A 25,818-nucleotide genomic window follows, 5' to 3' on the forward strand; every position below is an offset into this window, starting at 1 on the left:
AACTCCATCAGGTTGCAGTCATCGCCTGTGTCAATGAGGTCAGGAAAGTCGTATTTCACCTTATTCGATATGGACTTCTTCACCAGTACGAATCCGACAAGGCTTCGTAAAAATATTTCTCTTTCACCAAAGCATAGACGACCTGGCGAAAAAAATAGGAACCGGCAGGCTTTTGGCATGCCCCTTTTTGAGGGATTCGCCGTTGCTTGGAGTGCAGGTGTGCGACTCCTGCGGAATAGCGAGACGACCGAGACCCCGCAAGACGCAGAGCGGCTGAGGAGGCTTGGGCGCGAGCCCGCGGAAAGCGCGCGCCGGAACGGAAAGCAACCGCTTCAAAAACCTTTCTTCGTCTGTTCTTTCAGAAAAAAGAGAAAACCACTTGACTGCGGATAAGAAAGCGTCCGCCTAAAGCGAAATGAAAATTAATGAGAGCTTCTCAACAGTCTATCTAAATTAATTCTTCACTTTACTTAAGCTCTTTCAGCATCCGTTCGGGATAATCGGTAAAGATTCCGTGGATGCCGATTTTTTGCAGTTCTTGTGCATATTCCAGGCTGTTTACTGTCCATACATAAACAATGGAACCTTTCCGAAGTGCTTCAGTGGTCATTTTCCGATAGGCGGAAGGCAATGAAATGTGAAGCCGCTTTGTGCCAATGACACGTGCGTAGTCATAGATGTCTACATAAATTTGTGAAGTGATAATGGCAGACTTCGCATCGGTTTCATGGCAGACTTTCTGAACGTCTTCGTGATTGAAAGAAGAAATGATCATACGGTCAAGGAGCCCTCTTCTAGTAGCCAAGTTAATGACTTTGTCCACTAAGCCCACATACGGGAATATATCTGACTTGATTTCAATGTTCAGGATATGTTCGGTGTCCTGAAAGATTTCCAGCACTTCATCCAGCGTTGGAATGTATTCTCCGCTCCATTCTTCAGAAAACCAGGATCCAGCGTCATACTTCTGCAGTTCCTCAAGTGTCAAATCTTTAACATAACCTTTGCCGTTCGTTGTCCTGTTGATTCTTTCATCATGAATGACGACCATTTTTCCATCCTTGGTCAATTGGACGTCTATCTCAATGCCGTCAATCGGCAATTCTGCAGCTGCGCGAAAAGCAGCCAATGTATTTTCCGGATAGGTGCCTGAGCATCCTCTGTGTGCGTAAATCTTCATGACTTGTCCTCCTAAATATCTGTCCGCAGTTCCCAAAGTTCAGGAAAAAAATAGTGATCCAGCACTTTTTTCAAATAATGGACGCCTGAAGAGCCGCCTGTCCCCTGCCGGAAACCGATAATGCGTTCCACAGTTTTCATATGGCGGAATCGCCATTGCTGCAGGCAATCTTCAATGTCCACCAGCTTTTCTGCCAGCTGGTACAATTCCCAGTATGCGTCGGTGTTCTGGTAAACCGTTTTCCATGCAGTTTTTACACTGATGTTTGATTCATAGACTGTTGTAACATCTCGATCGAGTACGCCCGTCTCGATATACAATCCGCTTCGTGCAAGTTTTTGGATAGCTGCATCATAAATACTTGGTTTATTGAACGCTAAAACAAGCTCTTTATGCAGCGCTGGCTCTTTTTCATAAATTTTTAGTACATGTTTAGTTTTATACCCTAAACCGAACTCAATCATGCGGTATTGATAAGATTGAAATCCACTGGCATTTCCAAGGGTATCCCGGAACTTCAGATAATCTGCAGGAGTCATGGTTGCCAATACATCCCACGCTTGGATAATTTGCGATTGAATTTTTGATACCCTTGCCAATTGTTTAAAGGCAGGCTGCAGCTTGTCTTGGTTCACATGGCTGATTGCAGCGTCCAATTCATGCAAAATCAGTTTCATCCACAGCTCGGAAACTTGATGGATAATGATGAACAGCGCTTCGTCATGTTCTCCGCTCATACTGCTCTGGGCCGATAGCAACTGATCAAGTTGCAAATATTCTCCGTAAGTCATGTTTTGCTGAAAGTCTGTATGAATGCCTTTTTCAGAAGACGCTGCAATGTTTTGCCCATTTGTATAATCATTCATGTAGGCTGCTCCGTTCCGGCTCTCCTTTTTCTCCGCTCAGCTCAGTTCTCTGCTATGGTGTACACTTTCAACCACTCCATACAACGATTAAAACCAAGGAAATCGGGAATACTGTCGGTAATGAATCTAATGCGAAAGGATGACTTCCATGACCTATAACAAAACATCTATACTGACGGCATTGCTGCTTTCTTCCGCTTTAGTTTTGTCGGCCTGCGGAGAAAGCGACGAAGTGAACGAACCGGTCGGCAATGAATCCCAAACTGACCCTGCACCTGGTACGGGTGACGCTTCCCCTGGCGGTGGACTTGATGAAGAAAGCATTGGAGGCGGCACGTTCGGCTTTACTGAATTCAGTGTCGACGTAGATTATCCCGATCAAGATGATGCGATCGATATCAGTTATGAGGAAGACCGCGACAATATAGAAGCCAGCTTCGAGAACAAATTAGAAAACCAGGATTTATCCGGAAATGATGCGATGGATGAAATTGAACCGGCTTTCCAGCAGCTGGACTTGTCTCCCGATACGCCTAATGACGAAGCCATTGAACAAGTGATTGGAGCATTTGGCATTGAAGCGGGCTACAATGCAATTGAAATAGATGTGCGCTTTTCTGACGGCACTGAAAAAGAATTTAAAGGAACGGGAAACTGATTTCCCTGCTACACTGCCATCCGTGTAAACGGATGGTTTTTCTATTCGGAGACTGAGATTTTCTTCCAATACGCGACTGTACTTACAGGCACAAACCCAGCTTTTTCATATACCCGAAGTGCATGGTTATCCGTTTCTACATCAAGCAGTACTTGTTGCTTGCCTTTTATAAATGCCAAGTTGCGGCTCCAGGATAGAAAAGCCTGTCCATAGCCTTTTCCCTGTTGTTCAGGATGCACCGCAAAAGCGGTCACCCATAAAGCGTCTTCTTCAGCAATCATTGTAGCGGTTGCCACTAGACGGCCCTCTTTTTTCATGACCCAGACATCTCTTCCCGCTTGTTCCAGGTTATGTGCAATCACTGGAATCACTTCTTCATCAAAAGCTGCCCGCAGCAGAGATTCCAATTCTTCACGTTCACCACCAAAAGGCGCGACCGTTAAGCCATCCGGCAAATCCAGCTTTTCCAAAGCCGTTACCCCTAACTGGATTTCTTTAAAATCAGCTTCATAGCCCAAATTTTTAAGAAATTCAGCCGCTCCCGGTTCTTCAATAAAAGCTGCCAATTCTTCTTCAGCTTCCCGCTGCACATGCCCATGATGAATGCCATCTGCGAGTGCAGATCCAATCGTTTGCCTCCGGTAATCCGGATGAACAATAGCCGACCACTCATAATGATGAAGGCCGACGATGTCAACAGAAGTTGCAAATCCAATTAACTTACCTTCATCCGTATAAGCAACTACTGCAAAACCTCTGGCATCCGCCCTTCCCCAGACCGGCTCCTGCATCACCATGCTGTAATCTTCCTGAAATAAAGATAAAAAACTTTTCATGTCTTTTATGGTTTCTGTATTCAGCGGAAATGACTCAATTGATAGAGAGATATTCATTTTCCACCATCCTTTCCCTTATTATTTTTATCCTAACATAAGAATACTGAATTGAACGAATTTTTACCGTTCTGTATCAACGCGTTAACCCTTGATCTATTAGGATATACTGAGTTGATAAGTTTACTCATGGAGGTCATTTTCTTGGCAAAAACACGCTTGACTTGGGTCGATTCGGCAAAAGGTTTCTTGATGATTTTAGTTGTCATCGGACATTATTCCGGACCCATGATAACAGATTTCCCCCTTATAAAATACATATACTGGTTCCATATGCCAGCATTTTTTCTTCTAAGCGGGTTGTTTTTTAAACCTGTGATTGATTCTACCGCTTTAAAGCAAGCCATTCACAAACGTTTTATGCAATTGATGGTTCCTTATTTGTTTTTCTTATTGCTGCTGACATCGATAAAATATGGCATTGCCATTGGCGAAGGAAATTTTACAGCTTCTTTCCTAAGGCAGGATTTAATCGATTTGACTGTTGGAGGACGTTTTCTGCGTGGTGAACACGGTGTGTTTTGGTTTGTAACGGTCATGTTCGCCACTTATTTGCTGTTTCTATGGATTACCCGGTTTAAGCGTTCCATCCAGCTTGTCATTTTAGCAGGATGTTATGTACTCGCCCAAATCGAAGGCACTTTTGCAATGGCCTTAGCAAGCGATCCCGATGCTGCTTCCCAGCAGATTCCGATGATCTGGAATTTGGATGTGGCTTTGATGGCCGTCATTTATTATGCCATAGGCTATTACTTTAAGTCTTTCTGGATGAAAATCCCTAAAACTGCCATAGTGGCAGCAGCCGGAGTGGCAGCAACCGCCATGTTCGCGGATAAAGCCGGATGGATTGACTACCATCTGAGCATGAAGTTTTTGCGTTATGACCATTTTCTATTAGACCTTGTCATTCCAATTGCTTTCACTATTCTAATCGTCGGCATTTTTCAGCAACTATCTCTAATGGCGACTTTCCCCTGGCTAATGAAAATTGAAAAACACTCGATTTCCATTATGTACTTGCACATTCTGGCTGGCTTTTTTGTAAAAGAATTCCTGCCGTTTAATTTACTCACATACACGCTTCTCGGTTTGATGGTGCCAATCATTTTATCGATTCTTATCCCTAAAACAATTCCGCTTGGTGAAATTCTATTAGGGCGCTTTAAACCAAGAGCCCCTATGCAAACCCATCCATAAAAAAAGGCTGATCCGAAAAAACGGATCAGCCTTTTTACATCTAGTTATAATTTGGCGTCTGCCAGCATATTGGCATATAGGCCGCGTGTATTTATTAACTGCTGCTGTGTTCCGTATTCTACCAGCTCACCCATTTCCATGACCAGGACCAAATCAGCTTGCCGTACGGTATTCAAGCGATGGGCAATGACAAAACTCGTCCGCCCCGCCATCAGGCGCTCCAGAGCTTCCTGAATTTTAAGTTCCGTGACCGTATCAATGCTGCTCGTCGCTTCGTCCAGCAGCAAAATGACCGGATCAGCCACCAATGCGCGGGCAATCGACAATAATTGCTTTTGGCCCTGGCTGATCATTGAACCGTCCCCTTTCAGGACCGTATCGTAGCCATCAGGCAGTTTAACGATGAAATCATGGGCATTCGCTTTTTTTGCGGCTTCGATAATTTCCTCATCTGAAGCATCCAGGCGGCCATAGCGGATATTCTCCCAAACCGTCGCTTCAAACAGAAAAGGATCCTGCAGCACAAATGCAATTTGCTTTCGCAGCGTTTCGCGCGGCATTTCAGCGATCGGCGTGCCGTCAATCCGTATTTCGCCTTCATTGGCATCATAAAAACGCGCGAGCAGCTGCATGATTGTCGTTTTCCCGGCCCCTGTGGCGCCGACAAGAGCGGCCGTCTGCCCGATTCCCACAGTAAAACTGACATTGCGGATCGTCCAATCTTCTTCCGCACCTTCGTATTTGAATGATACATCGTCGAATTCGACATAGCCCTGCAGCTCTTTATCCGCATTTTGGACTTCATCGTCTTTCTCCTCGTTTTCTCCCATGATGGAAAAAACGCGCTCTGCTCCTGCAATCGCGGATAATACCGTATTGAACTGGTTCGCCAAATCATTGAGCGGCCGGGTAAATTGGCGGGCATATTCCGTGAAGATGACGATGACCCCGATAGTGATTTCACCGTTCAATGCCAGAATCCCGCCTGCACCCGCGACAATTGCAAAACTCGCGTTGTTCAGGAAGTTCATGACTTTAGGAATAAATCCGGAATAAGTCCACGCCCAAAACCCTGTTCTCCGAAGGCGTTCGCTTTTGACGAGAAACTCTTCCATGACCCGCGGCTCCTGGGAAAATGCTTTAATGATTTTCTGGCCGGAAATGGTTTCTTCAATCAAACCGTTAAGTTCACCGATCGCCTGCTGTTGTTCTTTATACAGCCTGCCTGTTCTTTTCGTGATCCATTGCATGGCAATGTACATAAGCGGGATGATGAGCAACGTCAGCACAGTCAGCAATGGACTGAGCATCAGCATGACAATCACCGTGCCCGTCAGCGTCAAGACACTTGAGAAAACCTGGATAAATGAACTGTTCAATGTTGTAGAAACGTTTTCAATATCGTTGGTCATCCGGCTCATCAATTCTCCGTGCTGCCGCTTATCAAAGAAAGATACCGGCAAACGCTGCATATGCTGGAATAAGCCTGTACGCATCCGATAAATCACTTGCTGGGCAATGCCGACCATCCAATAGTTTTGCAAGTAAAGCGATACGGAATGGCCGATATAGATCACAATAAGCCACAACACAATCGGCCCCATTCCTTCGAATGTTTGCGGCACGATATAGGCATCAATAATATGGCCAATCAAATAAGGGCCAAGAAGGGCCAGGGCAGAACTGACAAATACAAGCGACAATACCGTGATCAATAGCAAACGGTGCTCATCCACCAGCTTCCAGATGCGCAGCAGTGTGGACTTCCAGTTTTCCGCCCGCTCCGTTTTCTTGGAAGCTCCTTTTGCCAGATCCTCTTTTTTGATGACCGGTTCATAACCGAAAGGCCGGCGGATTGCATCAAACATACTCGTCCACCTCCTCCTCTTGCTGCGACTTCGCAATTTGTTTATATAATTCTGAGCTTTCCAGAAGCTGTTCATGGGTTCCATATGCCGATATTTCTCCTTCTTCAAGGAGCAGGATACGATCCGCTTTTAATGCGGTGCGAATTTTCTGGGTTACGACAAGCATCGTCGCTTTTTCGCGCTCCAGTTCTTCCCATAATGCCGCTTCTGTTTTTACGTCAAGTGCACTCGTGCTATCATCCAGAATCAAAATCGACGGCTTCCGGACGAGCGCCCGCGCAATGGACAGCCGCTGCTTTTGGCCGCCTGATAAATTAACGCCTTTTTGGCCGACACGGGTGCTGTAGCCTTTCGGAAATCTCACGACCGTATCGTGGATCTGTGCTTTTACAGCTGCGCCAGCCAGCTCTTCCTGCAGCGCCTGTTCTTTGCCCCATGACAGATTATCGGAAATCGTCCCTGTAAAGAGCAATGATTGCTGAGGGACAACGCCGATTGTTTTCCTGAGCGAACGCAATGACCAGTCCTTTACATCACGGCCATGGATATAGACGGTGCCTTCTGTTGCGTCATAAAATCGCGGAATGAGCTGGAGCAGTGAAGATTTTCCTGAACCCGTCGCTCCCATGATCGCCAATTTTTCATTAGGTTTCATTTTAAAAGAGACATTTTCCAGAACTTTCCGGCTTGTTCCCGGATAAGTGAACGAAACATTTTCGAATACCACTTCTCCTCGGCGAACCGCCTTTTCTTCCCCTATTTCTTCTTTTTCACGGACATCTTCTGCCAGCAGCACTTCTTCAATCCGTCCGGAAGAAGCTTTCGACCGTGCGTAAGCCATGATGATAAACGAAAACATTGAAAAAGCTCCCGTCATGCGCATGGCATAGTTCACTATGGCCACCAGCTCCCCAATTTGGGCGCCGCCTTGCCGGATTTCATTAGCTCCGAACCAGATGACTCCCAGTAACGCCAAGTTCATGCCGAACAATAAGACCGGCAAAATGACTTCCATAATGCGGAACGCTTTGACAGTATCCACTTTTAATGACCCGGCCACTTCTGAAAAACGGCCGGATTCATATTTGCCCCGCAAATAGGCTTTGATCAGCCGCACCGCTTGCAGGTTTTCCTGAATCATTCGATTTAGGCGGTCAAGGCGCCGCTGGACAAAACTGAAATACGTCACGCCTTTTCTGACCATGACATATAAAAAAATCAGCAGGAATGGGAAGACAATCACCAAATAAAACGCCAGTTCAGCATTTACCACGAGTGCCATAATCATACTTCCGATTACCAGTAGCGGCGCACGCAGCATAATGCGGAGCCCCATGAACAGCACCTGCTGCACCATCGTGACATCGCTTGTTAAGCGCGTTATCAAACCGGAGGCCGGAAACTTGTTAAAAGTGGCAATTGAAAACGATTGGATGCGCCCATAGAGAGCTTTGCGCAAATCAAAAGAAAAGCTCTGCGATACATGCGCGGCATAATAAGAATTAATAATTCCAGCTCCAAAAGCAACTGCGGATAATGCGATCAGGATAACTCCATACTGGATAATTTGGTCCCGGTTTCCAGCGATGATGCCCTCGTCGATAATCTTTGCAATAACCAATGGCTGCATCAGCTCAACCGTCAATTCCAGTAGCATAAAAGCCAAAGCGATTCCAATCAGCAACTTATACGGCTTGGCGTAAGAAAAAACAGTTTTCACCCGGTTAACCCCCTAAACATTTCGAAACACGAATCTTTTATGTTGACTATTATGCCACAATTCTCTGACAACAGACAGCAATAATCTCTGAAAAATAGAAAAAAAGCAGCACCTTCATAAGGTACTGCGTGCTGAGTATTCCGCTTTCTTTTTTTTCGATTTTAAGTTTCCGGCTAAAGACAGCCAAGTAACAAAAACAAGCATGGTCAAAGCTCCTGCCAGTTGGACAGGCGCTAGCATCTGATGAAACCAGAAAACAGAAATCACCATGGCTGTCAAAGGTTCAAGAGAAGACAGGATGCTTGTTTCAATAGGAGAGATAAAACGCATGCTGCTCAAGAACAAAACAAAAGCCACTGTCCCGATCACAATAATGGCTGCCATTGCCAGAACTGCCCGAACATCAAGGAATTTCTCCCACTCGTTTGAAAGAAAAATCGGGTCGACTATCCCTAAAAAAGCTCCGCCAAACAGCATCGACCAGCCTACGACAAGCAGCACGCCCCATTCCTGCATCAACCGTGCCGGATACAAAGTATAGAATGCAAACGTTAAACCGACAAGCAGCCCCCAGAACAACGCTTCTCCGCTGATGATCAATTTATCCGGCTGTCCATTCGTCAACAGCAGAAACAAGCCGATCAGCGTTCCAGCCATACCTGTAATCTGATAAAAGGGGGGCAGCTTTTTCTGCCGCAACGAAACAAATAAAATGATGTAAATCGGCGCCAAAAATTGGAGCAGCGTCGCAACGACCGCGTCACTTGCTTCAATTGCTGCTACAAATGAGTACTGGACAGCAAGCATGCCGAAGACAGAGAAAATCAGCAGCGGACGAATCCAGACCTTGTCTCTGAAAATTGAAGTAATCGGGATATTTTTTAATTTTAAAAATCCAAGCAGCAGGAGCCCGGCAAGTACCAGCCGGACCGTGGATAGGAATGATGCAGAAAAGCCGAAGGTTGCCAGTGACCACTCCATCAATGGACCTGTCGCACCCCAAAGCATGGCACCGCTTATAATCATGGCAATCCCTTTAATACGCCCCATCGAACCTTTCCTTTCTCCAACTGGCAGTCTATTCTTTGCTATTGTTAAAATGCAATATTCAACATTAACCCGGCATATGCCGCACCTACAAAAATCAGTCCGAAAATGAATGACAGCCAAAGCGGCAATTGTTTTTTATAGCCCAGCACCATCATGGCTAAACACATGATGCCTATAACCATCAACAAGATGCCGTTCATCGAAACAGACCATGCTCCATCAATCGGGATGAACTGCGGGCCTTTTAACAGCTCGATCAGCGGAGCTGGCCCTTCTGACCGGAATGTATTATTGATATCATGCGGCGGTGCTTGCTTGCTCATAAAAGCGGTAAAAACAAAAACCAGCAAAATCAATAAAAATTCCACTTTCAGCCAAGCCCGTTCATAACTTCCTTTTCTATTCAAAAATCCGTTGATCCATGCAGCAGCCAAAACGGGAATGATGACCAGATGCTTCAGTAACAGCAATTGGCCGTACGGTAGCACCCATGACTTCACATAATCGGCAGGTTCTACAAAAAACAGCATTATGAAGATTCCGCTGATTATTAGCATCGCTACACAGACTAATGCAAAAGGAGTGAACCAGGAAATGAAACGGCGCCAGTTTGAGCCGTCCCGCGCAAACCATGCCACATGGAGCAAAACGCCAATCCATAGCGACATGGCTAAAAAATGAAGGGAATGGCTGATAAAGCCGCCCCATAAATTCAAAGTGGAAACATGGCTGAAAAAACCGACGATCAAGACTAAGATTCCCGTATAATACGCGCGCATATGAACTGAACCATCGTAATGCACAGTAAGTCCGAGAAGAACGCAAAACAGCAGTGTCAATACCCAGCCGTTTCCTACACGATAATCGATCAGTATATGGAAGAATGTACTGAACCAGCTCTCTCCATTATTCAAAAAAACGGTCAGTTCAATTACCGGTGCAAGTGAAAATAAGGCAATGCCGGCGACACTCAAAAGCCGCATAATCTTGGATTCCTGCATTGCCGGCTTATGCGTCTTTGGTACAAACCCCAAAACCACTGAACCGATGATATACGAAAATGCAATATACATCAAGACATCGGAAAGCGCCGTAAAAAAAATCATGCTTTTTTCTTAAGAAGCTTATAAACACCGAATCCCACTAAAATAGCAGCAGCAACAAGCAAGATGGTGGACAATGGACTGCCTTCCTCTTGGCCGCTTTCAGAAGGTTCCGTGGCTTCCGGGCTTTCTGTTTGCTCTTCAATTACGGGTTCTTCTTCAGTGGCTTCATTTTCAGCAGGCGGTTCTGCTGCAGCAGCTTCTGCAGTTAAGTTAAAAGGAACTTCGCCTTCAATCGGATGGCCGTCTTCTCCGATGATTTCCCAGCCAATAATATATTGGCCATTCGGCAGTTCTTCACTGATTGCACCGGTCATGGTATTTTCAGAAATTGCGATATCTTCTATAGGATAAGATTGGTCCGGCCCTTTCAGCGTCATCGTACTTCCTTCTTCAATGACTGTGCCAAAAACCAATTCTAATTCTTCGGGCTGCATTTGAAGAACTTCGCCTTCAGCAGGATTGGATGAAATCAGCGTGGTATGTGCTTGTACGGAAAGCGGCAGCATGAGCAAGATCATTATTGAAATAATTGTAATTTTCTTCATTTTTTATTCCCTCTTCTTTCATTTCTCTCATAATTTTCTTTTTTTCTTCCACCATTCTCTCATGGCTGTTAGAATAAACATAGTGAATGTATCTTGAACTTTCGCATGCAGATATTTTGAAAAGGATGACGATAGTCCTTTTCTTCTTTATAATGGAAATAAACTACGGAGAAGGAGCGTCATGGAATGAGTGAATTGCAAGAACTATTATCAGATAATCTCGTCTTTAACCATATCCCTTTTCCCATTATCATTATGGACAAAGACGGACTTGTTGTATGGTGCAACCGCCATGCTGAACGTGTTTTCCAACTCGAAACGAATTTGCTCAAAGGGCAACTTTATCCTTATATGAACCCTGAAAAAGCTGCGCTTTACAAGCATTCTTGGGAAACCATTTTACATAGCAAAGAACCTATACGGTTCGAAGAAATGGAAGTAGGTTTAGGAAACGGCTCTCGCACTTATACAACAATCGTAACAAAAGCTTTTTCGGCGGATAACGAGCAATTTGTCATGTCTATTTTTGAAGTGGATGAGGCTGATGAAGAAGGATCAGCCAGCAGGGAACTCAACAGCTTGCGCAACGGATTGGATGACTCGTTCATGCTTCTGTATTTTGACGAAGAATTTTTAATCACGTATGCAAATCCCCTTTTCTTGAAATTGAGCAAATGGACGCCAAAACGCATTCTCGGCAAACCGATCTGGTCAATGTTTGGAGAACAAAGCGAGGATATCCGGTTTGTAGAATCGCTCACAACTACATTAAAAGAAGGCAGCGTTTGGAACGGCCAAGCTAAGAAACTGAAAAAAGACGGCGAGGTTTACTGGGTCGATTTAACAGCCATCCCTATGCAGATCAAAGGGGATGATACTTATTATATCTTCCTTGAAAAGGATATAACAACCGCAAAGAAAGCTCAGCAGCATCTGGAGCAAATTGCTTTCGTAGATCCAATCACTGGTCTCGAAAACCGCCATCGCCTGGAACAAGTGGTCAATGAATTCATCGAGGAAGGCAAGCACTTTTCTTTTGTTTTCCTAGATATTGACCGTTTTTATACTTTGAGGGACGTTTCCAATACAGATACGGAAAATGAACTCCTGATCGAGTTTACAAAACGCCTTCGCATGTATTTCTCTGATTCGGTCATTACCCGTGCTGGCTTGCATGAGTTTGCTTTAGTGACACCTCTCAGCAGCTGGTTTATCGAAGGTTTCCTGCATTACTTGCAGCAGCATCCAATTTACCTGCAAGGAACGGCTATTCCTTTAACCATTAGTGGAGCTATTACCCGATATCCTGAAGATCAGCAATCGTTCGTCCATTTGATCAAAGCATCTTACGCAACCATCAAAAAAGTGAAGGAACGCGGCGGCAGCGCCATTTCCATTCTTACATCGGGCGACCACGAACGGCTGAACCGGAAATCCCTTATTGAAAAACGTCTGGTCCATGCACTTGACCGCCGGAATTTGCGCTTGCTTTATCAGCCGCAAGTCAACTTGAAAACCGGAAAAGTGGAAGGTGTGGAAGCGCTGGTGAGATGGGAAGATTCAGAGATCGGGGTTGTTACCCCTGATGAATTGATTCCAATTGCTGAAGAAAGCGGAAGCATCCATGAAATTGGAATGTATGTCCTTGAGACGGTTTGCGCACAGATGAAAGAATGGAAAGCAAAAGGCATCGACATAAATGTCAGCATCAACTCATCCATTCGTGAATTCCGCGACAAGGATATGGCGAAAGTTTTCTTGCAGCAGCTGCAGCTTAACGAATGCGATGCCAGCTCGCTGACCATTGAAATAACTGAGAAATTCGCCTTAGAAGCAGAGGCCGAACAATCCATCATCAAACAAATGAAACAGCTGCATCAAGCCGGCATTTCATTCTCGCTTGACGATTTCGGCACAGGATATGCATCGTTCCGTTATATGCTCATGCTGCCGATTTCCAGTTTAAAGATTGACCGTGACATTATTCAAACGATTACCAAACAAGAAAAAATGCAGAAAATGATCAAAGGCATGATTCAGTTCGGCAAGAGCTTGGATTTCCAAGTTACCGCTGAAGGAGTCGAAACGAACGATCAGCTGGAATTGCTGAAGGCCATGGACTGCGACATTATCCAAGGATATATTTCAGGGCGCCCTATGGAAGCCCAAGAATTAGAAAAATGGCTAAAATAAAAAATCGGTATAACCCTAGTTTTACTCCAGGGTCATACCGATTTTTTTTTGGATCCGTTTTGCCTGATGTTTGAAGAAAGACTGCATGAGCACTTCCGCAAATACCAGTCCCATCGCTACTGCCCCAGAAATCATCAAGGCTTCAGAAGCAAATGTGATGGCTTCCAGGTAATTATTTTCAACAATATTGCGCATGGCATTATAAGCTTTGCTTCCCGGCACCAGCGGAATAATCCCCGCCACACTAAAAATGATCATGGGCATCTTGAACTTTTTCGCCAGCAAATGGGCTACAATCGCGACTCCGAAAGCTCCCGCAAAAGTCGCCTGAACCGAGTCATCCATCATGAAATTATAGCTGCGGTAAATGAGCCAGCCGGTCATTCCCACCAAGCCGCAACTGATTAAGGTCTGGCGCGGTGTATTGAAAATAACGCCAAATGCACCGGCCGCCAGAAAACTAAGAAATGCCTCTAATGGCCAATTCATTCAATTTCCTCCTAAAATGATAAAATTAAAGCAATGCCGCCTCCTATGGCAAATGCTGTCAAAAATGCTTCCGCGCCTTTTGATAGTCCTGAAACGAAATGGCCAGCCATCAAGTCACGAACTGCATTGGTAATGAGCAGCCCCGGAACCAGCGGCATGATGGATCCGATTATAATTGTATCCAAATCTTTCCCGAAACCGGAATGGACAGCCAATAAAGCTAATAGGCCAATAGCGAGTGAGCCGATAAATTCAGCAAAAAATTTCACACGGGTTCTTTCTAAGATGGTTTCCACAATGATAAAACCGGTGCCTCCGAATACAAAAGCAAAAGGCAAATCAGTCCAGCTGCCTCCAAGTAAAATAAGAAAACAGCCGCTTGCAGTAGCAGCCGCTAAAATTTGCAGCCATATATTAAACTTCAGGTTTGTTTGGTCAATTTTCTGTAATTCATCATAAGCTTGCGAAAGCGTAAATTCACCTGCTACCAATCTTCTAGAGACCGAATTCACAAGGGCAACCCGTTCTAAATCTGTTTGGCGATTGTTGATTCGGACAAATCGTGTAGACAACTCATCGCTTGGAGAAAACATAATTCCGGTAGGTGTCACAAAACAATGGGAATTCGTCATTTTTTGAGAAACCGCCATCCGGATCATTGTATCTTCCACGCGATAAGTTTCTGCTCCATTTTCCATTAAAATTTTTCCAGCTAACAGAAAACAATCCAAGGCAAGCTCGCGTCTAGTTTCTCCAATTTGAGCCACAGGCTTCCTCCCCTAACTTTCATCCCGCTTTAACGGTCAGTACGGCTTCCGCTTTTCCGAGCGGAAGATCCACTGTCCGTAAAAGTCCGATTGGTTCAACTAGCACTCTGCGGGGACGCAGCCCCGCTGAGTGAGTTTCACTTTATCCCGCTTTAACGGTCAGTACGGCTTCCGCTTTTCCGAGCGGAAGATCCACTGTCCGTAAAAGTCCGATTGGTTCAACTAGCACTCTGCGGGGACGCAGCCCCGCTGAGTGAGTTTCACTTTATCTCTCATCATAACGTATTTGGGCCAAAAATTAAACGCCCCAAGCCATATGGGGCGCTTAATCTAATAAGTTTTAGCATGTTTGTGACGTTACGGTTTTAAGACTACTTTTGTACAATCATCTGTATGGTCATTGAAAATTTTATAGGCATCGCTTGCTTCCTCAAGCGGCATGATATGCGAAATGATTTCACGCGGATCGAATTCACCATTTTCAATCTTTTCGTAAAGCATTGGCATCAAATGGATAACTGGTGCCTGTCCCATTTTCAGTGTAATATTGCGTTCAAAAAGATGGCCTAACGGGAACTGATTATAGTTTAAACCATAAACCCCGGTTAACTGGATAACCCCGAATTTACTAACTGCATCTTTGGCAGTTTTAATCGCACTAAGTGTACCGCCTTGAAGGAACAATTTTTGCTGAACTGCTTCAGCCGGGGATTTTTTGCCGTCCATCCCTACACAATCAATGACGACGCGCGCTCCTCCGCTTGTGATTTCATGGATGAACGCCCCCATATTATCATGCTGCGAGAAATCAAATACTTCTACATTATTGATTTTTTTAGCCAGATTCATACGATATGGAATTTCATCAATGGCAATAACCCGCTTAGCGCCCTGCATCCAGGCAAATTTCTGAGCCATCAGACCAACCGGTCCGCAACCTAAAACAACCACAGTATCTCCTTGCCGTACTCCTGCATTCTCCACACTCCACCAAGCCGTTGGCAAAACATCCGATAAGAACAGCAATGATTCGTCTTCAAGTTCTGATGATTCCGGAATCACTAAAGGCATGAAATTTCCATAAGGGACACGCAAATACTCAGCTTGTCCTCCTTGATAGTCGCCATAGCGCTCAGTCAGTCCTAAATAACCGCCGGTATCGAAATGAGGGTTGCCATTTGAGTTGTCGCACTGGCTCTCCATGTCATGGCTGCAGTAGAAACACTGGCCGCAACTTACGTTAAACGGCAATACAATACGGTCGCCTTTTTTCACTTTTGTCACTCCAGGGCCGACTTCTTCAACTATCCCCATCGGCTCATGGCCAATGACCGTGTCTTTTGTCGTCGGCAGCGCCCCTTGATAAATATGCAAATCCGTTCCACAGATTGCCGTTGAAGTAATTTTGACAATAATGTCTTCTCTTTTCTGGATTTCTGGATCTTTCACGTTTTTGACTTTCATATCTTTCGTGCCTTGAAAAGTTACCGCTTTCATCCATATCCCTCCGTTTATTTTCAGAATACTTTTCTTCTTCCCTTTTTCTGCTAATGAAAAACGTTAGAAAAAAATAGCCTATGAACTTTTTGGCTTCATGCCACATATAAAAGACCGCAGATGCACTCGGATTTCTCGAGTGCATCTGCGGTCCAGTCCTTTATTTTAGAAATTTAAAGTTTGCAGCAAGTCGAACGTATCAGCACTATAACTTTTCACTTCACTGTTCGCTACCGTATATAAAGTGTCTCCAATGGAAACGATGCGCTGTACGCTGGTTTCCCAGTCCTCATACGGCATTTCAGATGCTGTCATCAGATTCGCCGTTTCGGTGATGCCTTCCGGAGTAATCGTATAAATCATGGCTCCGGCTGCTTCAAAGTTCACTTCTGCACCATCTGACTCGCCGTATAAAGTAACCGGGAAGCCGAACAAATCGGTTTCGGGATGAATATACAAGGCTTTGTGGTCATATTGCAGCGGCGAATAAGTCCCTGGGCCACCAAGGATTTCCGTATCTTTTTCCAGTGGATTTGAAAAATCACTGACATCAAATAGCGAAATCTTCATTCCTCCTGTTACGATTCGAGGCTCTCCATCTTTTACCGGTTCCAATTTGGTGTCATAACCAAAGCCGATTAAATGATTTTCATCCAGTGGATGCAGATAATTCGAGAATCCTGGAATTTTCAGTTCGCCTAATACTTTCGGGGCTGTTGGAGCCGAAACGTCGATGACAAACAACGGATCCGTTTCTTTGAACGTCACCATATAAGCTTTGTCTCCGATGAATCGGGCTGAGTAAATTCGCTCTCCTTTAGCCAAATCCTCCACAGATCCCACTTGTTTCATGCCGCTATCCAAGATGAATAAATGGTTTTTGGAAGGTGCTGCCTCATCCCAGGCAATTCCTTCCGTCGTAACAATCCGGAAATATCCATTGTGCTCATCCATCGAGAATTGATTGAGCAAAGTTCCTGTTACTTCGCTTGAAGACAGGAACTGCACATCTGTTCCGTCTAATGTGAATTTAAAGATTTCCGTGTTAGCCAATTGCGGAAGCCAAATCGACATGCGCACATCATCTTCTACATTCTCTTCATCCACCGGCATGTATTTCGCTGCAGTCAAATACATGCTTTCTTCTGTCATATACAATTGTTCACTGCCTCCTAAAAAACCTTTTGTTGAGACAGTATTCTGTGCCGGTTCAGCCAAATCGATTGCCGATATAATGCTGTAGCTGCCTTCCATGGTTCCTGGAAGGATGGAAATGTTCTCATAAGGCATGGGCTTAAGATCATTGTTGTCATTAGAATCATAGGTATGCGGACGCAATTCAACGCCACTTTGTTCTTCCAATGTCCAAAAATCAGGATAAACATTTGTGACGTAGTATAAGATGTTATTGGCAAGACGTGCGCTGTTCAAACTTCCTTCTGTCCCAAATTCCCGGATCAGCTGCGGCTCTGCTGGATTGCTGATGTCATAAAGGAAAACAGAGGTTAAACCAATATGGGGCTGGAATTCTCTGACCGTGTCTTCAAACGGTATGGCAGAATACCGGCTGCCTATTACTATCAAGGTATCTCCAGACAAAAACAGCTGCTGCGGATACATTTCCTCTTGAAATTTTATATCACTTGCGACGGTCATTGCATCCGGTTTGCGGACGTCTGAAATGATGACCTGTGATTCGCTGATTGAGTAGATAAAAGAACCATCCGTTTTCACCATATCGGCTTCATCCACGCCTTCAACTTGGTTGTTTGTCGTCGAATGTTCACCGCCGCTACTAGAATCTCGGCTGGCATCGCCGCTTTCAGCAGATTCCTCTACAGCTCCGCCTTCATTATTGAATAATCCCGGCTGTTGGCTATTCTTTTGCAAAGCCAGCAATTGAGCAAAGTAAGCTTTCAATTCTTCTTCACTGGTCAAGGCAGTAATTTCTTCCTGGACGCTAAAAGCGATTTCTTTTACGTCCAGCGATTTCAATAAATTCCCCTTTAATGCAGACTTTTTGATATGAAGCTTGTACTCTCCCACTGGGATTTGCGGAATTTCAACGGTCTTGCCATTGTTATTCAAAGCCATTTCCACTTCAACCGGTTCACCATTTTCATTTGTGATATACAGATCCCCGTCTTTGACGGCATCGGGATGAAGCGCAGAAGAAAAGTTCGCCTGCCATCCTTGTTCCGCTAAGGCTATGGAAGATGCACTTACCGATACTTTATCGACGATAAAAACAAGTGATAAAGCAATTGCTGCAACAGCTGCTGCAACTATTAGCCAAATACTCCTTTTCTTCATTTTCGCCTACATCCTTTCAATCCGCTCTTTTTCCATTAGACAGAAAAAATCTGAAAAAGTTACAGAATTCCTTGGATATTTTTCAAACTCAATTGAAAAGCACGGAAGAACATTTCAGGAGAATGTTCTGCTTTTCCGCCGCCTTGGACAAACTGTGCATTGCCGCCGCCTTTTCCATCCGTCAGCAACAGCAGTTCTTTCAATACATTTCTCATGTCCCCTTCCGCTTCTTCACCCTTAGCGCAAACAAAGCGGATGTTTTCTTCTTCTGCAATCAAAAACAGTAAAATCGCTGAAGGCTGTTTGGCGATTGCCAGACGCGCCAGCTGCTGAACTTCTTTTACCGAACGATTGTGGAATACTTGCTGGATCAGTCCCGTATCATCTTCCGGCTGGATGGCCTCTGCTTCCGCTTCCAGCAATTGGGTTCGAAGTTCTTTCAGCGCTTTCTCATTTCCCACTTTTTCTTTCAGCAGCAAAGCTGCAGCTTCCGGAAGTTCCTGTACCGGGGCATTCAGCTGCTGGACCAATTCGTCCGTCGTTTCAACCAAATGCCGGAAATAATCCATTGCCCGGTTTCCGCATAAGAAATATACGCGTGTGCCGCCTTTCGCTTTTTCCGTGCCGATGATCTTAATCATCGCGATATCCGCTGTATTTTTAGGATGGGTTCCTCCGCAAGCGTTAAGGTCCACACCTTCAATTTTCACCAACCGGATCTCCCCTGTCACAGCAGGAGTTTTTCTCAGCTCCAAGTTTTTTGCCTGCTCATTGGAAACCCATTCCGTGCTGATTGGCAGATGCTGCCGAATGACCTCATTTGCCGCGGTCTCCGCTTCCAGCAGCTGTTCTTTGGAAACTTGAGGTGTATCCAAGTCAATTGAGACCCTTTCCTCTCCCAAATGGAAGCTGGAAGTCTTCATGCCATAGCCATCATCAAAAACCGCACTGAGAACGTGCTGGCCGGCATGCTGCTGCATATGATCCCATCTGCGTTTCCAGTCCAGTTCAGCCGGAAAAGTGCCTTCAGTCAGCTTAAAGTCCGTATAATGGCGAATTTCTCCATCGGCTGTCTGAACATCCAGAACGTTGGCATCTCCAATTGTGCCGGTATCCGCCGGCTGGCCTCCGCCTTCAGGGTAAAAACAAGTCTGATCCAAAATAGCAAATATCCCTTTTGCATCTTCACCTGTCTGAGTGACTGTAACAGGCACCTTGGCCAGCTCAGAATCCTCGTAATAAAGTTTCGACGTCATGAAAATATACCTTCTTTCTTTTGAATGACTGATTGCACTGCATAGTTTATGATTGAATGATTAGTGGAAAATGAATACTAACACGAGATTTAAGGAGGTTTAATGCATGCCGAGATTTGGGCGTTCGGTCTTATTGTATAACGGAGCGGCAGGAGCAGCAACGTCCGAGGCGGTACTTCCTTTAGCCGTACCGGCTCTCGCCAGGGCGTCAAAAAAGCTGGAACTCATCCAAACACATTCTAAAGAGGAATTTGAAGAAGCCTGTAAAAATTCATCTGGTGCTGCAGACGTCCTTTTTGTTGCCGGAGGAGATGGAACTGTCCATTCAGCTGTCCAAGTACTTTCCAGCGTAGAAGAACCCCCTATTCTCGGCATCATTCCAAGCGGTACCTGCAATGATTTTGCGCGTACACTTACTATTTCAATGGCACTCGACACAGCTGCCGAAGAGTTGGTCAGCGGGGAGATTAAGGAAATCGATTCTGCCCAGATCAATGAACATTCGTTTTTAAACTTTGCCGGCATCGGCTTGATTGCTGACGCTTCGATGAATATTGATCCGGATTTAAAAGAGCGCTACGGTAAATTGAGTTATTTTATGAGTGCCCTTCAAACGATGCGCCAATCCGAATCTTTTTCTATCTTTATGGAAATTGATGGCGTTCATTATATCGAGGAAGGAGTGGCAGTGCTGGTGATGAATGGAAAATCGATTGGCACCCACACATTTCCACTCGCCACAATTGATCCTGCTGATGGCTTGCTTGATATTTTCATCATCCAGACATCCTCACTTGCAGCGATTCGGGAGTGGTTCTCGCTTTCCCAGCCGGATGTCTCCCCGGAAGAACTGGACCATATCACGCATCATCAAGGAAAACACATCACCATCCGGACAGAACAGGAAATGGAAGTGGATACTGACGGGGAGATTTATTTGAAAACGCCTGTAACTATTCAAATCCAGCCAAAAAGACTGCAAATGCTTGTGCCAAAAACAGCAGAAGAAACAGCTATTTAACGCAAAAAAGGATGGCCGCCAAAGCGGCCATCCTTTTTCTTAGTCTTCAAATGGCCATTTCGGCAGCATCCGGTTCAGTTTTCTATCTTGCCGTTTTCCGAGTACGTATTCCGCTTGCATGATCGTGTGGATTTCCCGGGTCCCTTCATAAATAACGAGTGCTTTGGAATTCCGCAAAAAACGCGCAACCGGGTATTCATCTGAATAGCCGTAAGCTCCGTGAATCTGGACCGCGTCATCTGCTGCTTTATTGGCGAAATCACATGACTGCCATTTCGCAAGTGAAGTTTCTCTCGTGTTGCGAATTCCTTTGTTTTTCATTTCACCGGCCCGGTATACTAACAGGCGGCTCATTTGAAACCCAGCTTCCATATTCGCAATCATTTGCTGGACCAGCTGATGCTCACCTATCGGCTTCCCGAAAGTCGAACGCGACTGGCAATATTTCACGCTTTCTTCTAAGCAAGCCATGATCAAACCGCAAGCTCCTGCCGCTACTGTAAATCTTCCATTATCAAGCGAAGCCATGGCGATTTTAAATCCTTCCCCTTCTTCACCCAGACGGTTTTCGGCTGGAATCCGGACATCATCAAAAAACAGTTCCCCTGTATTGCCTGACCGGATTCCATATTTTCCTTTGATTGCTTTGGAAGAGAAACCTTCACGCGACCGTTCAACAACGAAGGCGCTGATGCCGTTGTGTTTTTCTGCTTTGTCGGTATACGCGAAAACGATAAAGTGATCGGCAATGTCACACAAAGAAATCCAGGTTTTTTGGCCATTCAAAATGTACTCATCGCCATCACGGACCGCTGTACTTGAAAGGGCTGCAACATCCGATCCTGCCCCCGGCTCCGTTAAAGCAAACGCGCCAATTTTTTCCCCTTTAGCTTGCTGCACTAAAAACCGCTGTTTTTGCTGCTCCGTTCCCCATTGCAACAACGTCATAGAGTTTAAACCGGTATGGACAGATACGGCCGTACGGAATGCCGTATCTCCTCGCTCCAGTTCTTCACAGACGATTGCCAGCGAATTGTAGTCCATCCCACTGCCTCCATATTTTTCCGGAATGCAAACTCCCATCAACCCAAGCTCGGCCAGCCTTTTCCAGATAATCGGATCAAATCCTCCTTTTGTGTCCCAATCAGCAATATGTGGAAGAATTTCATTATCCACGAATTGCCTGACTGTTTTTCGAAGAAGCTCCTGTTCTTCCGAGAATTCAAAGTTCATCTGTTTACCCCCGCTCTCTTTTAACTCTGAAATGCCGAACGGTGCACAGTTTCTTTAATTTGGACTCCCCGTTTGGTCATCTCATTAATATATTCATCCCCTGGAACAACAAGTTCCGGCGGATAAGCTCCACGTTTATCGATTGTTCCATTTCCAATCATCTGAGCTATTACAGAAATGGTATAGGCAGTTGCCCGAGCCATAGCTGTTACTCCGGTTTCAGCGTCTTTAATGGTAATCATATTGTATTCATACGTTAAATCTTCTTCCCCTTTTGTTCCAGATACCAATACACGCAGCAGCACTGCATCTTGTTTATCTCCTAGTTCAGTAATCGGGGTCAATACTTCCCGGAGCACATCCCGCAGCTTGATCGTTTGGCCATTGACTGTAACTGTTTTTTCCCGGTCTGTAAATCCAAGGTCGACAAGCAATTTGAATTTCTCAGCATGGCCTTTATAGCGCAAAGTTTTATATTCAAGCGTTTCTATGCCGCTGAATGTATCAGTTAAAGTTGATGTTCCGCCAGAAGTATGGAAAGCTTCCAATTCACCAAACCCTTCAAATTCCACCTGCTCAATTTCAGATAAAGAAGCTACCTCAAGCAGCTCTCCTTTCCGGATTACATGGGATGGATCGGTATAATGGTCAAAAACTCCTTCGAGCGAGAATACGTGATTATACTCAAGCGGCGGTTCCGGCTCTACCGGGATGCCGCCGACAAAAATCTTGATTTCGTTCACCTTATCAAGTTTGCCAGCGCCATATCCGGTTAGAATATTGATCATTCCCGGCGCTACGCCTAAATCCGGAATTAGCGTAACTCCTTTTTCTTGCGCTTTTTCATGCAGAGCAAGCACTGCATTTGTCGCACCGCCAATATGCCCGCCGAGGTCAATAGAGTGAACACCGCAGGCAAGTGCAGCCTTTGCCACTTTTTCGTTGAAAGTATAAAACAAAGCATTAATGACTACATCGGCTTTAGAAATTACAGCCGCCAGTTCTTCATCGTCATTGACGTCCAAATACACAGCTTCCAGCTTATCGCTGCCAATATATTCTTTGAACAAGCTTACTTGCGCGATATTTACATCCGCCAAATAAACTTTCTCCACTTCAGCACTTGCGATTAAATCGCCTGCTGCCTGTTTGCCCATTAAACCTGCACCTAAAACTGCAACTTTCATCTCCATTGCCCCTCTCTGTCTCAGATCTCATTGTCAATTTGAGCGCGCTGCAATTTCCCGCTGTAATCCACATAGATGCTCTTCCATTCGGTAAATACATCAAGTGCAGCCACTCCGGAATCTCTGTGTCCGTTGCCGGTTCCTTTAGTTCCCCCAAATGGCAAATGGATTTCTGCTCCTGTGGTTCCGGCATTGATATAAACGATACCGGTATCTAAATCTCTTTGTGCTTTGAATACACGGTTCACATCCGCTGTGTAGATCGAACTTGATAACCCGTAAATTACGCCGTTATTTACTTCGATGGCTTCTTCAAAATTGCTGACTTCGATAATTGAAATAACCGGCCCGAAGATTTCTTCTTGCGCAATCCGCATATCCGGAGTAACGTCAGTGAACATTGTCGGTGCGTAATAGTTCCCTTTGTCGTATGGAGCCTCCGCTAGAATCTCTCCTCCTACAAGCAAGGTTGCCCCTTCTTGCTGCCCGATTCCGACATACGAATGGATTTTCTCCAACGCTTTTTTGTTGATTACCGGTCCGACTTTCACGGATTCGTCCATTCCGTCTCCAATTGTCAAGGTTTGAATTTTTTCCAGCAAGCGGTTTTGTAGCGCTTCTTTAATGTCTTTATGGGCAATCACCCGACTGCAAGCTGTACAGCGCTGTCCAGCAGTGCCGAATGCACTCCATAAAATTCCTTCAACCGCTAAGTCTAAATCGGCGTCTTCCATGACAATCACTGCATTTTTCCCGCCCATTTCAAGAGAAACTTTTTTTAAATTGCGTCCGCCCGCTTCCGCAACTTTACGGCCTGTTTCAGTCGAGCCGGTAAATGAAATGACTTTGATGTCTTTATGCTCAATCATAGCGTTCCCGACTTCAGATCCGGAACCAAACACGATATTCGCTACACCATCCGGCAATCCGGCCTCTTTAAAGATCTTCGCCATTTCATAAGCCATCATTGGTGTTTCAGTGGCCGGTTTCCAAAGAAATGCATTGCCGGCGACGATTGCCGGGAAGGATTTCCAAGTGGCGATTGCTACCGGGAAATTCCAAGGCGTAATTAATCCGACTACCCCAATGGGCGCACGGACGCTCATCGCAAATTTATCAGCAAGTTCAGAAGGAGTAGTTTCACCGAACAGCCGCCGGCCTTCACCCGCCATATAATAAGCCATATCAATTCCTTCTTGGACTTCCCCTCTGCCTTCTTCGATTACTTTCCCCATCTCTTTCGTCAGCACCTGTGCGAGTTGCTCTTTCTTTTGTTTCATCAGCCGTCCGATTTCATACAAATAATCGGCCCTTTTTGGAGCCGGAACTTTTGCCCATGTTTTCTGCGCCGCTTTTGCTGCCTCGACGGCCGTATCCACATCTTCTTTTGTCGACAGCTGGACTTGAGCCAACTCTTCCCCGGTCGCGGGATTTAACACTGGAATATATTTCGCATTTGAACCGTCTTGCCATTCCCCATTAATAAAATTTGTTAACTTCACAGACGCTTCCCCCTTCAATTCACATTATTGAAAACGCTTTCATTTCTATTATTTCACATTACTCAGGAAACTTCTAGGAGTTGTTAGAAATATCAATCTTTCTTTTTTTGTTAACAGTCTAAGAGAATGGACCCGCTAATCGAGACTCTTCAATTTTCTTTCTGTGAGAAATGAGCCATTTATAAAGAAATCCTGGAAATCTATTGACACTAACGGTTCGTAATAGTCTAATCATAATGAAGAGGTGATCAAGATGTACAAAGTACAAGAAGTAGCGAAAATCGCAGGAGTCAGTGTCCGCACACTCCACCATTACGACAGTGTCGGATTGTTAAAGCCGTCAAATATTGGTTCCAATCGGTATCGTTATTACAACGATGAAGATTTAAAATTGCTCCAGCATATTTTATTTTTTAAAGAGCTTGGTTTTTCATTGAAGAAAATTCAAGAGATTGTGGCTGAAGGTTTTGATTCGAAATTTGCTTTGGTCCAGCATATTGAATTATTGGGCAAGAAAAAAAGGCGTATTGAAAAGCTGATTGAAAATGCTGAACGAACTCGCCTTGAAATTGAAGACGGTGAAGAGTTGTCCGATGAAGACCGCTTTGCAGCTTTTTCTATTAAAAAATCAGACGATGATATCAAAAAGTATAAAGCAGCAGTTTCTGAAGAACCAAAATCTTCTGCTGAACAAGCAGATCTGTCAGAACATTCTTTAGCTCCTGACTTAAAACCAGCTGAGGATACAGCATCGGTTGAAGAGATGGTGCCTGCTGAAGAAACTAATCCTGCAGAAGAATCCGAGGCCGCTCCTCAGCTTGACCTTATTGAAGAAACAGTGGTACACGAAGAACCCAAGCAGGAAAAAGAGAAAGAGAATTTGGAAGAAATCAACCGTGAAGGCAATCGCATCTATAAGGCGGTAGCATCTCTGATGAATCATTCACCCGCTTCCCCGAATGTTCAAGTTGAAATGAAGGCTTATTATAATCTGTTGGACCGTTTTTATGATTGTACGCCGAAAATGTTCCGCAGCCTTGCAGATTTGTATGCATCGGACAGCCGGTTTGCGAATAATATTGACCAGCACGGAAAAGGACTGTCGACTTATTTGAAAGAAGCCATGTACATATACGCGGCAGCCCATCAGAATGCGTGAACTCATCGGGCCTTGCAGCAATTGCGGAAAAGACATTTATTGCCGTGACGGTTTTTTGGATGGAGTTTATATAGAAGGCCAGCTCTTCTGCTTTGAATGCGCTGAAGCGCAGGAGGAT

Annotated in this window: 21 protein-coding genes; 5 read left to right on the forward strand and 16 right to left on the reverse strand. The window is 45.0% G+C overall.

What is annotated here, in order from left to right; all coding sequences use genetic code 11:
- Positions 1-466 precede the first annotated feature (466 nt).
- Both QWY16_RS15890 and kynA read right to left on the reverse strand, forming a co-directional pair.
- The gene (locus QWY16_RS15890) at positions 467-1,180 is read right to left on the reverse strand and encodes a glycerophosphodiester phosphodiesterase (protein WP_300990203.1); all 714 of its coding nucleotides are present in this window, start codon (positions 1,178-1,180) and stop codon (positions 467-469) included.
- Positions 1,181-1,191: 11 nt separating this feature from the next.
- Entirely contained in the window at positions 1,192-2,046 is an 855-nt protein-coding gene (gene kynA / locus QWY16_RS15895) for a tryptophan 2,3-dioxygenase (RefSeq protein WP_300990204.1), read from the reverse strand.
- A gap of 148 nt (positions 2,047-2,194) precedes the next feature.
- Between kynA and QWY16_RS15900 the strand changes: the two genes are divergently transcribed.
- A complete protein-coding gene (locus tag QWY16_RS15900) occupies positions 2,195-2,704 on the forward strand; it encodes a YusW family protein (RefSeq protein ID WP_300990205.1) in 510 nt (169 codons plus the stop codon).
- 41 nt (positions 2,705-2,745) lie between these two features.
- On the opposite strand, the gene QWY16_RS15905 is transcribed toward QWY16_RS15900, so the two are convergent.
- Positions 2,746-3,597 carry a GNAT family N-acetyltransferase gene (locus QWY16_RS15905; RefSeq protein ID WP_300990206.1) on the reverse strand — a complete coding sequence of 284 codons (852 nt, stop codon included), beginning with the start codon at positions 3,595-3,597 and terminating at the stop codon, positions 2,746-2,748.
- Positions 3,598-3,741: 144 nt separating this feature from the next.
- Here QWY16_RS15905 and QWY16_RS15910 point away from each other — a divergent pair, with 144 nt between their 5' ends.
- Positions 3,742-4,794, forward strand: a complete 1,053-nt coding sequence (locus QWY16_RS15910; protein ID WP_300990207.1) for an acyltransferase family protein — start codon at positions 3,742-3,744, stop codon at positions 4,792-4,794.
- Positions 4,795-4,838: 44 nt separating this feature from the next.
- Here QWY16_RS15910 and QWY16_RS15915 read toward each other — a convergent pair whose 3' ends face one another.
- The 5 genes from QWY16_RS15915 to QWY16_RS15935 form a co-directional block, all read right to left on the reverse strand.
- Positions 4,839-6,662, reverse strand: coding sequence for an ABC transporter ATP-binding protein (locus QWY16_RS15915; RefSeq protein ID WP_300990208.1), 1,824 nt, complete (start codon positions 6,660-6,662; stop codon positions 4,839-4,841).
- Positions 6,655-8,382 carry an ABC transporter ATP-binding protein gene (locus QWY16_RS15920; protein WP_300990209.1) on the reverse strand — a complete coding sequence of 576 codons (1,728 nt, stop codon included), beginning with the start codon at positions 8,380-8,382 and terminating at the stop codon, positions 6,655-6,657. The genes QWY16_RS15915 and QWY16_RS15920 overlap by 8 nt, the downstream gene beginning before the upstream one ends.
- A 114-nt stretch (positions 8,383-8,496) precedes the next feature.
- Positions 8,497-9,432 carry a DMT family transporter gene (locus tag QWY16_RS15925; RefSeq protein WP_300990210.1) on the reverse strand — a complete coding sequence of 312 codons (936 nt, stop codon included), beginning with the start codon at positions 9,430-9,432 and terminating at the stop codon, positions 8,497-8,499.
- Positions 9,433-9,476: 44 nt separating this feature from the next.
- Complete coding sequence (locus QWY16_RS15930) at positions 9,477-10,538, reverse strand: CopD family protein (RefSeq protein WP_300990211.1); 1,062 nt, start codon at positions 10,536-10,538, stop codon at positions 9,477-9,479.
- Positions 10,535-11,083 (reverse strand): copper resistance CopC family protein, encoded by a 549-nt coding sequence (locus QWY16_RS15935; RefSeq protein WP_300990212.1) that lies wholly within the window; start codon positions 11,081-11,083, stop codon positions 10,535-10,537. Before QWY16_RS15935 ends, QWY16_RS15930 begins: the two co-directional genes overlap by 4 nt.
- Positions 11,084-11,269: 186 nt before the next feature.
- On the opposite strand from QWY16_RS15935, the gene QWY16_RS15940 reads away from it, so the two are divergent.
- The gene (locus tag QWY16_RS15940) at positions 11,270-13,276 is read left to right on the forward strand and encodes a bifunctional diguanylate cyclase/phosphodiesterase (protein WP_300990213.1); all 2,007 of its coding nucleotides are present in this window, start codon (positions 11,270-11,272) and stop codon (positions 13,274-13,276) included.
- 21 nt (positions 13,277-13,297) lie between these two features.
- Here the strand turns inward: QWY16_RS15940 and QWY16_RS15945 are convergent, their stop codons facing one another.
- The 5 genes from QWY16_RS15945 to QWY16_RS15965 all read right to left on the reverse strand — a co-directional run bounded on the left by QWY16_RS15945 (position 13,298) and on the right by QWY16_RS15965 (position 19,598).
- Positions 13,298-13,765 carry a threonine/serine exporter family protein gene (locus tag QWY16_RS15945; protein WP_300990214.1) on the reverse strand — a complete coding sequence of 156 codons (468 nt, stop codon included), beginning with the start codon at positions 13,763-13,765 and terminating at the stop codon, positions 13,298-13,300.
- An 11-nt stretch (positions 13,766-13,776) separates the two neighbouring features.
- The gene (locus tag QWY16_RS15950; RefSeq protein ID WP_300990215.1) at positions 13,777-14,532 is read right to left on the reverse strand and encodes a threonine/serine exporter family protein; all 756 of its coding nucleotides are present in this window, start codon (positions 14,530-14,532) and stop codon (positions 13,777-13,779) included.
- A gap of 357 nt (positions 14,533-14,889) precedes the next feature.
- Entirely contained in the window at positions 14,890-16,029 is a 1,140-nt protein-coding gene (locus QWY16_RS15955) for a zinc-dependent alcohol dehydrogenase (protein WP_300990216.1), read from the reverse strand.
- Positions 16,030-16,194: 165 nt separating this feature from the next.
- Positions 16,195-18,342 carry a beta-propeller domain-containing protein gene (locus QWY16_RS15960; RefSeq protein ID WP_300990217.1) on the reverse strand — a complete coding sequence of 716 codons (2,148 nt, stop codon included), beginning with the start codon at positions 18,340-18,342 and terminating at the stop codon, positions 16,195-16,197.
- Between the two features lie 59 nt (positions 18,343-18,401).
- Positions 18,402-19,598, reverse strand: coding sequence for an alanyl-tRNA editing protein (locus QWY16_RS15965; RefSeq protein ID WP_300990218.1), 1,197 nt, complete (start codon positions 19,596-19,598; stop codon positions 18,402-18,404).
- A 106-nt stretch (positions 19,599-19,704) separates the two neighbouring features.
- Between QWY16_RS15965 and QWY16_RS15970 the strand changes: the two genes are divergently transcribed.
- Positions 19,705-20,619: a diacylglycerol/lipid kinase family protein gene (locus QWY16_RS15970; RefSeq protein WP_300990219.1), complete on the forward strand. Its 915-nt coding sequence runs from the start codon at positions 19,705-19,707 to the stop codon at positions 20,617-20,619.
- Positions 20,620-20,658: 39 nt separating this feature from the next.
- Here the strand turns inward: QWY16_RS15970 and QWY16_RS15975 are convergent, their stop codons facing one another.
- The 3 genes from QWY16_RS15975 to QWY16_RS15985 are packed head-to-tail and all read right to left on the reverse strand — an operon-like array spanning position 20,659 to position 24,541.
- On the reverse strand, positions 20,659-21,852 hold the full coding sequence (locus QWY16_RS15975; RefSeq protein ID WP_300990220.1) for an acyl-CoA dehydrogenase family protein: 1,194 nt from the start codon (positions 21,850-21,852) through the stop codon (positions 20,659-20,661).
- A 20-nt stretch (positions 21,853-21,872) separates the two neighbouring features.
- Positions 21,873-23,039 (reverse strand): saccharopine dehydrogenase family protein, encoded by a 1,167-nt coding sequence (locus QWY16_RS15980; RefSeq protein ID WP_300990221.1) that lies wholly within the window; start codon positions 23,037-23,039, stop codon positions 21,873-21,875.
- A 20-nt stretch (positions 23,040-23,059) separates the two neighbouring features.
- Positions 23,060-24,541, reverse strand: a complete 1,482-nt coding sequence (locus tag QWY16_RS15985) for an aldehyde dehydrogenase family protein (RefSeq protein WP_300990222.1) — start codon at positions 24,539-24,541, stop codon at positions 23,060-23,062.
- A 253-nt stretch (positions 24,542-24,794) separates the two neighbouring features.
- Here QWY16_RS15985 and QWY16_RS15990 point away from each other — a divergent pair, with 253 nt between their 5' ends.
- Positions 24,795-25,700: a MerR family transcriptional regulator gene (locus QWY16_RS15990; RefSeq protein ID WP_300990223.1), complete on the forward strand. Its 906-nt coding sequence runs from the start codon at positions 24,795-24,797 to the stop codon at positions 25,698-25,700.
- Positions 25,701-25,818: the final 118 nt, after the last annotated feature.

It is taken from the genome of Planococcus shenhongbingii, from assembly GCF_030413635.1.
Taxonomy (GTDB): Bacteria; Bacillota; Bacilli; order Bacillales_A; family Planococcaceae; genus Planococcus; species Planococcus shenhongbingii.